The 13,409-nt window shown below is 50.5% G+C and carries 10 protein-coding genes; 1 reads left to right on the top strand and 9 read right to left on the bottom strand.

Annotated features, from left to right (window positions below):
• From L6H98_RS22325 to leuC, 9 genes are all read right to left on the bottom strand, one after another.
• Window positions 1–1,443, bottom strand: a 1,443-nt coding sequence (locus L6H98_RS22325) for a dynamin family protein (RefSeq protein WP_236419658.1), incomplete at its 3' end; no start/stop codon positions are given.
• Window positions 1,444–1,796: 353 nt separating this feature from the next.
• Window positions 1,797–2,069: an NAD/NADP transhydrogenase alpha subunit gene (locus tag L6H98_RS22330; protein WP_236420091.1), complete on the bottom strand. Its 273-nt coding sequence runs from the start codon at window positions 2,067–2,069 to the stop codon at window positions 1,797–1,799.
• Window positions 2,070–2,089: 20 nt separating this feature from the next.
• Window positions 2,090–2,788, bottom strand: a complete 699-nt coding sequence (gene nth / locus L6H98_RS22335) for an endonuclease III (protein WP_236419660.1) — start codon at window positions 2,786–2,788, stop codon at window positions 2,090–2,092.
• Window positions 2,789–2,954: 166 nt separating this feature from the next.
• The gene (locus tag L6H98_RS22340; RefSeq protein WP_236419662.1) at window positions 2,955–5,696 is read right to left on the bottom strand and encodes an S-layer homology domain-containing protein; all 2,742 of its coding nucleotides are present in this window, start codon (window positions 5,694–5,696) and stop codon (window positions 2,955–2,957) included.
• Between the two features lie 80 nt (window positions 5,697–5,776).
• Window positions 5,777–6,496: a GerMN domain-containing protein gene (locus tag L6H98_RS22345; RefSeq protein WP_236419663.1), complete on the bottom strand. Its 720-nt coding sequence runs from the start codon at window positions 6,494–6,496 to the stop codon at window positions 5,777–5,779.
• A 33-nt stretch (window positions 6,497–6,529) separates the two neighbouring features.
• On the bottom strand, window positions 6,530–7,939 hold the full coding sequence (locus L6H98_RS22350; protein ID WP_236419666.1) for an N-acetylmuramoyl-L-alanine amidase family protein: 1,410 nt from the start codon (window positions 7,937–7,939) through the stop codon (window positions 6,530–6,532).
• 259 nt (window positions 7,940–8,198) lie between these two features.
• On the bottom strand, window positions 8,199–9,602 hold the full coding sequence (locus tag L6H98_RS22355; RefSeq protein WP_236419668.1) for an N-acetylmuramoyl-L-alanine amidase family protein: 1,404 nt from the start codon (window positions 9,600–9,602) through the stop codon (window positions 8,199–8,201).
• Window positions 9,603–9,813: 211 nt separating this feature from the next.
• Window positions 9,814–10,416, bottom strand: coding sequence for a 3-isopropylmalate dehydratase small subunit (leuD, locus tag L6H98_RS22360; protein WP_236419670.1), 603 nt, complete (start codon window positions 10,414–10,416; stop codon window positions 9,814–9,816).
• A gap of 29 nt (window positions 10,417–10,445) precedes the next feature.
• Window positions 10,446–11,867: a 3-isopropylmalate dehydratase large subunit gene (leuC, locus tag L6H98_RS22365; RefSeq protein ID WP_236420093.1), complete on the bottom strand. Its 1,422-nt coding sequence runs from the start codon at window positions 11,865–11,867 to the stop codon at window positions 10,446–10,448.
• A 440-nt stretch (window positions 11,868–12,307) separates the two neighbouring features.
• On the opposite strand from leuC, the gene L6H98_RS22370 reads away from it, so the two are divergent.
• Window positions 12,308–13,225 (top strand): LysR family transcriptional regulator, encoded by a 918-nt coding sequence (locus L6H98_RS22370; protein WP_236419672.1) that lies wholly within the window; start codon window positions 12,308–12,310, stop codon window positions 13,223–13,225.
• The last annotated feature ends 184 nt before the right edge of the window (window positions 13,226–13,409 follow it).

Raw genomic sequence — 13,409 nt, forward strand, 5'->3', positions numbered from 1 at the left:
CATCATGGCCGACCGGCGATAGCGGGCCTCGATCTCGCCCCGCAGCTCTTTGCTGAATTGCAGCACATACTCAGGGGACACTTCGGCCCCTTCCTTGCGAACCTGATCCAGCATCGCTTCATCCAAAACGGGAAGCTCCTGATTCAGCGACTCTTCCCATTTTGCATCCCATAACCCGTGCTTTTCGCCCAATTGCCGCAGCATCGTGCGAATGTGCACTTCGACCTGGCCGCCAGCCTGATCCCGGAGCATGCGCAGCAGTTCCATGGATCGCCGTTCTTTCTCCTGTTCCGTTTTGTTCCCCGCGAACAAAAATCCAACGCGGAAACCCGGTTTACGGCTTTCCAGAAATGTACCTGCCGCCGTTCGAATATCCGCAGGCGTCAGATTGGCATTCGACAAGAGCGATTCCAGTTCTCCGCGAAATGTTTCGCGTTCGCTTGAAGGCTTGGTACGCAGCTCTTTTTCTTCGCGGCTCAGCTCAGCCAGTTGGCGTTCCAGGCGCTCCACGCCTTCACGGCCTCCAATTTGCTCAAGCAGCCCAGACTTCTCTTCTTCCTGCTCTTCCTCTCGTCTGAGCAAATGCTGCTCGGTAACATGGCTTGCCGAACTGGCCAAGCTGTGACGGATAAGCGGTTCCTTCTGTTCGAGCAGATGGCGAATGATGTTCGGAATGAGCTGCCACTGATTATAGAGATGTTCCTTATCCCTCAAGGATGTGAACAGCAGCCCGTCATACTTCACTTCCCATGCTTCAAATATGGCTTCTACGCCGCGTACGTACTCATCAAAGGCCAGTTCACGGTCTCTGTGCTTATCAATTTGATTCACGATGAGAAACAAAGGTTTACCCCAATCCGACAGGCTTTTGGCAAATGACAAATTGCTTTCGGACTGTACGTGATTGTAATCCATAACATAAAAGACCACATCGGCAAGATGAAGCGCCGAATGGGTTGCCAAACTATGCCCTTTATCCGTCGAATCGACCCCAGGCGTATCGAGCAGCACGCCGTCATCGCCCAGCATCGGGATATCGTCCCAGACTTCAATGGCGCGGTAAGCTCCGCCGTTTTTGCAATACTCCTGTAATTGCTCGGGAAATACTTCAAGCGGAGCATGTGAATTCCCATGCATGTCAGCGCTTTCGTTATCGGCAGTATAGATCAGTGCGCGCGGTTCCCCGTTTCGGATCGATACCACGTTTGCGCTTGTCGGTACGGGGCTGGAGGGCAACACGCGCTTCCCGCACAAACTATTGATCAAACTCGATTTCCCTGCCGAAAAATGGCCGCAAAACGCAATCGTCAATTGCGTTGTCTCTGCCTTGCCGATCAGATCCGTTATTGCTTGTACAGCTGTCTGGTCCCCTGTCTGTTCCAGCGCTGCCCGCAGCGGAAGCAGAGGTTTGGCCAAGTCGGGCGCGTTAACTGTTCTGGTCATGGTTGGCCTTCCTCTCTCTGTAAACTTGGAAAATATCGATGTATCACTTGACCTGCATAAACGTTATTGTAACATTACCTTGCCATAATTTGAATTGGCTTCCTTCACCCATACGTCACATTCTCGATCTGCCGCCCACAAGAAAACGCATACAACATGACTGCAAAAAAATAAAACCGATCTTGTCGGTTTTATCGTCTGCCGCCGCTGAATCTCCTGTCGACGATCCCGCTTGGTTGCTTCTATGTATCCCCAATGAACGGGGAGTATGTTGCATGCAATGCGTGTGACCGTCCCGACGTGCGAACATATCCCAGAAACATTGATGCAACATTTCAATATGCGTTCCTGAATTAGGAAACGGCGTTCTCCAGCGAAGGCAGCAAAATTTCGAAAACTTGGCCATGCTGCAAAATCGTGATGCCTCTCACTTTGTCTTTCATGACAACAACCTCTGGCTTAACGGACATGCGCTCCAAATAATGTTCTGGCACATCGCCGGAGTGGCTTACTGTGATGCCTTCTACTTCTTTTTCTTCATTCTCGGCCATATCCTGGTCAACGATTTGCTCGAAAATGTCCGAGAAAGCTTCAAAATTGTCTGTGTACACGGAAATGCATTTCATCATTACTCATCCTCTTCTGATTAAGAATTTAATTTTTGCTTTGAGGTGGTGCCACGTACCTTATCTTTCCTGATTTTGGGCGTTTTCATACGCTTTTTCCCTTCCCTGCACACGTCCAGCAATGGACAAACTTCGCATTGGGGGTTCTGCGCCTTGCAATGATAACGTCCGAAAAAAATGAATCGGTGATGAGTGATGGTCCACTCATCCCGAGGTACCCGCTTCATCAGTTTTTTCTCGACTTCAAGGACGGAATCGTCCCAGCCAGCCAAACCCAGACGCTTGGATACACGTTCAACGTGGGTATCCACCGCAATTGCCGGCACGCCAAAAGCGTTAGAAACAACGACATTCGCCGTTTTGCGTCCAACTCCCGGCAGCGTCACGAGCTGATCGTGTTCCTGCGGCACATCGCCATCGTACTGATCGATCAGAATCCGGCACATGTTCTGAATATGCTTGGCCTTGTTCCGATATAAGCCGATCCGCCGAATATCCTGCTCAAGCTCTTCCAAAGGCACAGCCAAATAATCGGCAGGGCTTTTGTACTTTTGGAACAGGTCTGCGGTGACTTTGTTTACCGTTTCGTCGGTACACTGGGCAGACAACAAGACAGCTACGGTCAATTCGAACGCATTCTCATGGTTCAATTCACAGTGCGCATCCGGAAACATGGCTGCCATCGTATCAAGGATATGTCTTACCGTTGCTGCATTCATGAAGAGCTACCTCCCGCAAAATCACCACACAATATGGGCTTATTAATCAAATGCCCGATTCGAGTCAGGGCGGTGTGGACGCCGGTTCGCTTGCAAAAAAAACGTCCTGATGCGGGAAAGATCCCGCATCAAGACGGTCATTCTTTTGATCCTCGAAAATAATTGATTACTGTTTTTGGATCTCCAGGACCACGTTGCCCAAAAGATACAATACAATATTATCATTATCTTTGAGAGATTGCACGCTTAAAGTCGTGTCACCCTGATGAACATATGTGCCCGATGACAGTGCGAAACGGTAATTGGTGTCGGAAGTGGACTCCCGTTTTACCAAAATTTGATTGCCCACGGCATCATACGACCAGAACTGCCTGTTTGCTACGGTCATTACACGAAAACGCGTGGAATTGTCCGTATCTTTCGTCACTTCCACGCGATCTCCTGCCGTCAGGCTTCCAATCGTCGTCAGCGTCGAACCGGATTTCAGCACTTTGATCGTTCCGCTCACAGGCACGGTTTCGGTTTGTCCATTGAACAACTTCAATGTAACAGAACTTGCATCCACCGCCGTCACTTGGCCCAGTGTACGCTTAACGACCTGAACCGCTTTTGCCGTCGTTCCTTCAAATGTAACATTAATCAGATTGCCTGCTGCCAATTGAGCCGCAGTGATCGATTGACCATTCTCTCCGGTGAGCACAGCTTGGTCCACATAGAAGTGGCTGGTCAACAAATCGGATTTTACTAGAATGCGGCCATTGGTTTCAATGGACAATATTTCGAATTGAGCTGTTGTATTCAGCGCAATCTTCTGCACGGCATCTTGAGCTCCGTTCAGCGTGATCGTAACGGAATCGCCTACCTTCAGATCGCTTAGTCCGGCACCCGCTTTGTTATAAATTTCGATCGTTGGCACCGAGTAATACGCCACCGTCACCGTTTGGTTATTGGACAGCAGACTGATCTTTTTGTTCGCCGTGTCAATATTGCTCAGCGTACCCTCGTATTTATAAATGACTTTCACTGACAGTGCGCGAGTACCCACATATGTCAGGTCTATTTTGCGGCCTTCATTCAGAAGGGTCTCCAGCCCGGCAAGCGTTGGTTTTGCTGCATTATAGTCCAGCTTCGTTTTTTCGTCCAGCGTGAACACGTACGGTCTTTTGTTGCTGTCCAGCACGGTCAGCACTTTCGTTTTGCTGTTGTACGATACGACTGAAGCGCCGTTCATCGGCTCCATCTGACGACTCACGACCTGAATGCGTGTCACGCGGTCATCGGAGTTCAACGTCAATTCGACTTGATCCCCATTGTCTGCATCGGTAATCAGATCGCTGAGCGTTGCTTTTTCGATGCCGCTAATGATCACTTCAGGCTGGTCAACCAGCAATTTGGCTTCAAGAGAACCACCCTCCCGCTTAAACGTCAGCGTGGATTGATTGCCACCGATCTCTACCAGCGTAGCGCGTACGTTTTGTTCTACGCCTTGCGACAGTTCAACCGTTTGCAGCACGCTATCCTTCACCGTGTACTTGATGGCACTGCCTGCAGTAAGCTCGGCAACAGGCAAAATACGGTCACGATAACGAATGATGAGGTTGTCATTGTACGTGTACTGCTCCGACTGGCCGGCAGCATTCGTGATTTTGATCGTTTTGCCCGAAGGATTGACCTCGGTTACCGTACCGCTGTCGCTTTTGTTCACGATGCCCGATTTCACCCGAATAACAACGGTTTTTTTGTCAGCAGAGAATGTTTCGCGCTGAATTTCAACCGTACTGTCCGCGGTAATGTCGGAAACCTTGATTGCATTCCCGTTCTGGTCGATGAATGCCGTAGACTCATCATACGCATATGTCTCGTAGTTTTCACCGACAAAGATGCCGACTTTGTTGCCGGACAAAGCGCGCGCGAAAGTGCCTTCCACGCTCTCTACTTGAGGGGTAGCGTCCAGCAATTCGACATAGGAAGCAGCACCATTCGATCCTCCGACAATCAGCACTTTGGTGTACAATTGCACATTGGGTCCGGCAGCGCGTACTTCACTGTCTTTGGTGAAATACGGAGTACTGGAGTTCACTGTGAAATTCATCGTTTTTCCATTGGCAACCAGCGTGATTTGATTATCTTTCAAACCTGTGACATATCCGGTGTACGTGTTGGGGTAGGCCGTGTCCGTCAAACCTTCGCCGCGGCTGAAAAACGTTGCCAGCTGCGCACGCGTAACGGTCCCCGTCGGATTGAATTTGTTTCCGTCTACACCTTTGGCCAGATCAAGACTGACAGCAAGGTTTACATAACCTTTGGCACTGTCCGAAATGCTGTCATTGTCAGCGAATCCTGTGGACTGGGCATTTTGCGCTTTCGCTTCGTCATTTTTGCCCAAAGCGCGGATCAGCAGCTTTGCCGTCCATTCCCGGGATGCCGGTTTTTGGCCCCAGGTTGTATTCGTTACATCAGCAGCCGTTTCTTCGGTTTGATTAATAAGCCCCAGTTGAAGCGCCAATGCGACATACGGCTTGAAATAGTTGCTCACTTCCATGTTTGTCGGTAATGCTGCAGTCGTGCCGTCATTCAACTGGTTTTCTTTATTCATGAAACGGATGGCCATCGTTACGGCTTCTTGCTGCGTTACGGCGTCTCCCGGACGGAACAGACCGTTATTTCCGAGAAGGATCCCTTGGGATGCCAGCTTGTATACATGTTTTTCAGCCCAGTACCCTGCTTTAATATCGCTAAACAGGCCTGTTGGTGCGGCCGAAGTGGTGGTTGCCGCTGGCTGGCCTTGTCCCGTTTCGGTGGATTCGGCAGCCAGTGCGGCACCTCCGCCGCTCAGGGCCATCATGCCTGCAAGCATGGCGGACATTACTTTTTTCGAGTGTGATGGATTGTTATATTTAAAAGTCACCTATGATTCCCCTCTCTCATGTAAACGGTCATTCCCCGTAGACTCACAATTGACAGCGTGCCATCCTTTTCGTAACCGAATTATTTCGTCATCGGATGTTCCAGATCGACATGTCCCATCAGGCTTTCCAGCTGTTTGCCGTCAACCAGCAGGTCAAGGGACTTCACTTCGTCGAATTGGAAATACGTATTTTTCAAAGCCTCGATAGCAAAAGACTCGCCGCCTGCACCCAAACGTGCCGTATCGGGCATGTGGATATCAAGCGTTAACGCGCCTTCTTTGAATGTGACGGACTTGAGTTCAATTTCCTTGGCCCAGAGCGGGACAAGCTTCTCGTCGCTGCTTTGCTGCAACGCTTCGAATGCGGACTTGTACTTATCCTGGTCGCTCGCATATGAAATGCCGGCTGTCGATTCGTGCAGCTCAAGCTCTTCCGGGTCCGTGAAAAACACTTTGATCGTTTCTTGCTTTACGCTTTCGGAATTCCCTTTGGTTTCGGAGCTTTGTGAACTCGCATTCGTTCCGTTGCCCGAAGTATTCGTAGAATCGGTTGTATTCGCAGACCCCGTAGAACCGCCTTCCGATCCGTTCTGTGTCACCGTATCCGTTCCGGTCGAGTTTTGCTCCGGATCTGCCGTTACGGGTTCCGTAATTTGCGTCTCGCCTTCTGTCTCGGTCACATTGTTCTCGGTTGTCGCACCTTGGGTCTGAGCTGGAGCTGCTGTCGGTTTACTGCCACATCCGGCAGCAACTGCCATCACTGTTACTAGCAATGCTGCAATCCATATCTTTTTGTTCATCTTAACTCCGCCTCCTATCATAAGGAACAACCCTTAATTGATTCCCAGATACTCCTTGATCCCTGCTACGATGCCTTTGGCCACACTGTTCTGGAAGCTTTCGGTGAACAGGACGGCCTCGTCGCTTGCGTTGCTGAGGAATCCGCCTTCCAGCAATACCGCCGGCATGGTTGTCTCACGGGTTACATGAAGACTTGCCGTTTTCACTCCACGATCTTTCAGTCCCGAGGACTGGACGAGGTGTTTGTGCATAATATCTGCCAGGGCTTTGCTGGTCGAACGCGTATAGAAGGTTTCTACGCCATTCGCTGCAGCAGGACCGCTATTCGCATGAATGGAAACAAAGATGTCTGCTTTGATGTCCTCTGCAATTTTCACGCGCTGCTTCAATTCAAGAAACGTATCGTCACTGCGCGTCAGCACAACGTTAATGCCTGATTCCTGTTTCAACAAGGCCTGAACCTTCAAAGCCATTGCAAGATTAAAGTCTTTTTCCTTTTTGCCTGTAATACCAATGGCCCCCGGATCATGATCACCGTGACCCGCATCGATAACAACCACCTTTTTTCCGTCCCCAGTACCTGGAGTGGTTGTGTTTTGTCCTTCTTTGTTCAAGTTGATGACGACAAGGCCTGAGTCGCTCTCCACTTCATAGCCTTTCGCACTTGTCAAATCAATGACGAAACGAATGGTGGATGGGCTGTTGTTATAGAGCGAATAACGAATTTTCGACACATCCGGATAACCGCTAACCACAAGCTGTCCATTCTGATTGCTGTCCAAGGCTTGTCCTTCGCTGAAAGAATCTGCGAAAGCAGTGTTCGGCAAATCGATAACGATTCGATCCGGTCCTGTCATCGTGAAAACATTCGGCTTCGTGCTGCCGCTTGTGGCGATCATGAAGCGGTTTTCGCTGAAGCTGATGGCGTTCACCAGTACAAGACCTTCCTGATCTGAACTTCCGCTTTCATTTCCTGCATTCGGAGGTGTGATCGTTCCGTTTCCGGAGCCCGAGTTCTGGGTAACTAATGTTACCGTCTTCGTAGTGTTGTTCCAACCCACCTTAAGGCCCATTTGTTCGCCTACAAAACGCAAAGGCACAAGTGTAGTACCGTTTTTTACGATTGGCGGGGCATCAAGGCTAACGTTACTGCCGTTTACGGTTGCCGTTTTCTTTCCAACGACCATCTTCATGACGGTGTTATCCTTGGAAATCGTTACGGTGCTTGTTTTTTGCTGCCAGTCCACGCCGTATCCGAGACTTTCGGAAATAACGCGAATCGGAACCATCACTTTGCTGTTGATGTTTTCCGCTTTGGCGTCGGATGGCTGCACGATTTCCTTCCCATCAAGAACAATTTTTGTGTCTGCGGCCGCATGGCTATAGCCCGGGAAAACGAGCCCAAAGACAAATAACAGTGCCAAAAAACCGAACTTCTTCATCCTTCACCCCTACCATTCTCACATTTTATTGCCGCATGTTAAGATGACCTTGATCCGCCAGGTCAACTAGGCATTACCGGACACCTCATTAGACGTCCGCTTCCACCAAAAGTTGCGAATATATTCCAACATATCTGAGAATAAACGCTGTCAAATCAAGCTTTTTCTACATTTTCATGTCAAACTTCGCCCAGTTTTATCCATCAAACATCTTGAAACAACGAGCGTTCTTAAATCCTACACAAGAAACAATTACCAGCTAATTGCCCAAATATTCTACGATTCCATCCACGATGGCTTGCGCGCATTTATTCTGGTACTCCTCTGTAAGCATAACGGCTTCATCCGCGGGATTGCTCAAAAACCCAAGCTCGAGCAGTACAGCGGGCATCGTTGTTTCCCGCGTGACATGAAGGCTTGCCGTCTTAATCCCCCGGTCCTTAAGTCCTGTGGCCTGCATTACGTGTTTGTGCAATACGTCAGCCAATGCCTTGCTTTCCTTGCGGGTGTACAACGTTTCAATGCCATTCGGGACGGGAGTCGTAAACTTGTTTCCATGAATGGATACAAATAGCACCGCCTGATTCAGCTCAGCGATGTCAACGCGCTGCTGAAGCGATAGCTCCGTATCGTCCTGACGCGTCACCACGGTCTGAATGGCATCGTACTGTTGAAGCAAAGCCTGCACTTTAAGCGCCACCGCAAGATTGAAATCCTTCTCGTGCGCTCCGGTTACGCTCTCCGCGCCCGGTTGTCTTCCGCCATGTCCCGGATCGATCACGACGACCTGCTTTCCTTCCTTCCCCGGTATGGAAGGTTCCGCTGTCGATTCTCCAAGGCTTCCAGTCAAATCTACCAGCAGTACATTGTTATCTCCGAGGGACCATTTGGCTGTCGCAGGCTGCTTCAGGTCAAACACGACACGCACCGTTGAAGGCGAACTGCTGAACAACGCATAACGGATTTGGGATACCATGCCGGAGTCATTTACGGCAATCCGGCCGCTGCCATCCGGCGATCCGGCTTGTGCTTCGATAAACGAAGACGAGAACGCCGTTTCGGGCAGGTCAACCATAATTCGATCCGGTTCGGACAGACTCGATATCTTCGGAGCGATGCTGCCGTCTACAGCCACGCTCAAGCGATCCTTGTCATAACTGATGCTTTGCAGTAATGCCGTTTGTGCAATCGGTGCTTCACTCGGCTCCTCCTGCTCGTCCTTCTCGATAACAGGCGGGACGCTTTCCAAACTGACGGTTTTGGTACCATTATCCCAGCCAACGTGAAGCCCCATGCCCTCACCGATAAAACGAAGGGGGACCAGTGTCGTGCCTTGTCTGATCAAAGGAGGAGCATCCAGATTGACTACGGTACCATTCACGGTGGCCGAGGTCTTGCCTGCGCTCATTTCGATATGGCTGTTGTTTTTTTCAACCCATACCGTTTGGGTGGCTTTCTCCCATTTCACCTGATAACCGAGATTTTCAGACACGATGCGAATGGGAACCATCACCGTTTTGCCGATGTTTTCGGCTGGTGCTCCAGCTTGCTCCACTCTGACGCCATCGATGATAATGGAAGGTGTGACGTCAGCAGCATGTGCCGCTACAGGCAACAAACAGAGGAATAACAAAGCAAAGACAGCTGTCGACCATTTCTTCATAAATCCTCCACCAATCTGTTTTCTTTTGAACGTCCGTATGTATCTTTCCATAATCTACTAACCAGTTTATCAGATAATGTCCTGCAATCCGGTTACAACGTTGTCATATTTCGACGGCATAATAACTGCATCGAAAAAGAAAAACCGCCGACTGAAGCAGAGACGAATGTCCCCGTCCAGTCCGACGGTTTAGTTTGAGGAAAGCATTGGTTTAGCCGAAAAGTTTGGCGGCATGACGTTGTTCGTAAGCCGTGATGGCATCATCATGCTGAAGCGTCAGGCCAATGTCGTCCAAGCCTTGCAGCAGGAACTGGCGGCGATGTTCATCCAAATCGAAATCGATGTGCAGGCCGTGCGCATCCGTAATCGTTTTGTTTTCCAGATCCACGTTCAGCTGATAACCTTCATGCGCTGCGGTGCGCTGGAACAGGTCCTCGACCTGCTCTTCCGACAGCTTGATCGGCAAAATGCCGTTTTTGAAACAGTTATTGTAGAAAATGTCCGCAAACGTTGGTGCAATGACGCAGCGGAATCCATAATCCATGATCGCCCATGGTGCATGCTCACGAGAAGATCCGCAGCCGAAGTTGGCGCGCGAAATGAGGATGGATGCCCCTTCATAACGGGGTTTGTTCAATTCAAAAGAAGGATTGTTGTTTCCCTCTTCGTCAAAGCGCCATTCGTAGAACAAAAACTGTCCAAATCCGGTGCGCTCGATCCGTTTCAAAAACTGTTTCGGGATGATTGCGTCCGTATCCACGTTTACGCGGTCAACCGGTGCCACGATGCCTTGCAATGTTTTGAATGCTTCCATATCTTCCGTTCTCCCTTCGTTCCCTGCTCTTAGATAACTGCTTCCGTTTTGAAATTCCAGTCACGCACATCGACGAAACGGCCTTTGACCGCTGCGGCTGCCGCCATCGCCGGGGAAACCAGATGAGTACGTCCGCCGCGTCCCTGACGTCCTTCGAAGTTCCGGTTGGATGTCGACGCACAACGCTGGCCCGGTTGCAGTACGTCCGGATTCATCGCCAAACACATGCTGCATCCCGCTTCGCGCCATTCAAATCCTGCTTCGATAAATACTTTATCGAGACCTTCCTTCTCGGCTTGCAATTTAACTCGGCCCGATCCCGGCACCACAATCGCTGTAACGCCGCTGGATACTTTGTGCCCTTTAGCCACTTTCGCAGCCGCACGCAGGTCCTCGATCCGTCCATTCGTGCAGGAACCGATAAATACGTAGTCAATCTCGATGTCAGTGATGGCCGTTCCCGGCTCAAGTCCCATATATTCAAGCGCTTTTTCAGCTGCTTTGCGTTCGTTTTCGGTCGGCAGTTCAGCCGGTACGGGAACTCGGGAAGAAATGTCCGTCCCCATGCCCGGGCTAGTGCCCCATGTAACTTGCGGAATCAATGCTTCCACGTCGATTTCAACGACGCGGTCAAATTCAGCGCCTTCATCGGTTACGAGCTGTTTCCAAGATGCGACAGCTTCTTCGAATTTCTCGCCTTGCGGCACATACTCGCGTCCGCGCAGGTATTCGAATGTCGTTTCATCCGGCGCGATCATGCCGGCTCTTGCTCCACCTTCGATGGACATGTTGCAGACCGTCATGCGCTCTTCCATACTCAGTTCGCGAATCGCTTCGCCTGTATATTCGATGACATATCCTGTCGCAAAGTCCGTGCCGTATTTGGCGATGACCGCAAGGATCATATCTTTGGCCGTTACGCCAGGGTTGCGCTTGCCGACGAAGCGCACTTCCATCGTTTTGGCTTTCGCCTGCTGCAAACATTGCGTGGCCATGACGTGTTCCACTTCGCTCGTACCGATCCCAAATGCCAGCGCACCGAATGCTCCATGCGTCGAAGTATGGCTGTCGCCGCAAACGATCGTTTTGCCCGGATGCGTCAAGCCGAGCTCTGGACCCATAACGTGCACGACCCCTTGATCAAGCGTGTCCAGGTCATACAGCTTCACGCCAAAGTCACGGCAGTTTTGGGAGAGGGTATCGATTTGCTGTTTGGAAATCGGATCTGTAATGTTGTAACGGTCTTTCGTCGGTACGTTGTGGTCCATAGTCGCAAACGTCAGCTCAGGGCGACGGACTTTGCGGCCGCTCAGGCGCAGACCTTCAAACGCCTGCGGCGAAGTCACTTCGTGTACAAGATGCAGATCGATGTACAGAATGCTTGGTTTGTTTTCTTCCTGATGAATTACGTGGTTTTCCCAGATTTTCTCAAACATCGTTTTTTTACTCATCATTTTCACCCCATCATAAGTTCGGTCCTTGGAAGAGCTTCGACGTCTTCAATTGGCTCGGCTCTTGAATGACATAAATATATCACTCGTCTCTTCATTGTTCCAAGATATAAAAACTATAGATGCGATAGGTTTTACCTATACAGGATGAAACGCAAATAAACCATTGCAAGCTGCAGCGGTTTTATTGATAACAATTATCATTATCATAATTACATAGTACGCTGTCGGTGTTTGTGTGTCAATGCTTTTCCAGACATTTGATCGTGTACATAAACGTTATGGGGCAGGCCTTTGCGTATTTTCCCCAAAGATGTTGAAGGGACTGCGCTCCGTAATCCGTTCCCGGCCGGGGCAGCTGCGAGCGTTTTATCCCGACAAGTGATTTCTTCGCGGGGAATGATTATAATGTAGGCATAACGAAAGGAATGACAAGAACGATGGAATTAAGACAGCTTCAATATACGTTGCAGATCGCCGCCGAACGCAATTTCTCCCGGGCCGCCGAGAAGCTGCACATTGCGCAGCCATCCCTCAGCCAGCAGTTGTCCAAGCTGGAGAAGGAGCTTGGTGTGCTGCTTTTTCAGCGCAATACCAGCACAGTGGAATTGACCCATGCAGGGGTTACTTTTGTGGAGCAGGCGCAAAAAATCGTCGATGCCGTGGAGCTGCTCCGCCAGGAGATGTCCGACATCTCCCAGCTGCGCAAAGGCAAGGTTGTCGTCGGCAGCATGCCGATCACGGGCTCACATCTGCTTCCTCACGTGCTTCCGGCATATAAACAGGCTTACCCCGACATTGAAGTCACCCTGCTGGAGGATGCGGGCGGCGCGCTGGAAAAGCTGACGGCGAGCGGCAAAGCCGATCTCAGCCTACTCTCGCTGCCGCTTCAGGAACCAAGTCTGTCTTACGTAGCGATCGGGGAAGAGCGCATCGATTTGGCCGTTCCGCCTCATCACCCGCTGGCGAAGCGCGCCGATCCCGAGCATCCGGTTCCCGTCACGATGGAAGAGCTTCGCGATGAGTCCTTTATCGTACTCAAAAAAGGACAGGGATTCCGCAAATTGACCTTTGACCTTTGCGAAAAGGCTGGGTTCGATCCACAGGTCGTGTTCGAAAGCAACAACATCGAAACCGTGCAATCCCTTGTGGCCACAGGCATGGGAATCACCCTGGTGCCGCGTTTCATTGCACGGGCCCCGCGGAGCGAATTCGTGCCCGTCTACGTTCCGCTCGCAGAACCTGTGCCCAGCCGCACGCTCGTGGTTGCCTATCGCCAAGGCAGGGTGTTATCCAAGGCGGCGGAAGCGTTTATCCAAACGTTCAAAGACACGGTATCCGGGTTATCGGAGGAGTAACAAAAGTGAAGAAGTATACAAACATCAAACGAATGAATTTACCCTGCACTACAGCCCATTTTGCAACAAATGAGGCACTACAGCGACTGAAAGGCGTATCGTCAACATGTTCCTGAAGCTGTAAGGAACCTGAGACACCATATGAAGTCTAATTTCGTGGATATAGAATGCTAACGAACTCAGC

It is taken from the genome of Paenibacillus sp. JJ-223, assembly GCF_927798175.1.
In the GTDB taxonomy this organism is placed as follows: Bacteria; Bacillota; Bacilli; order Paenibacillales; family Paenibacillaceae; genus Paenibacillus; species Paenibacillus hubeiensis.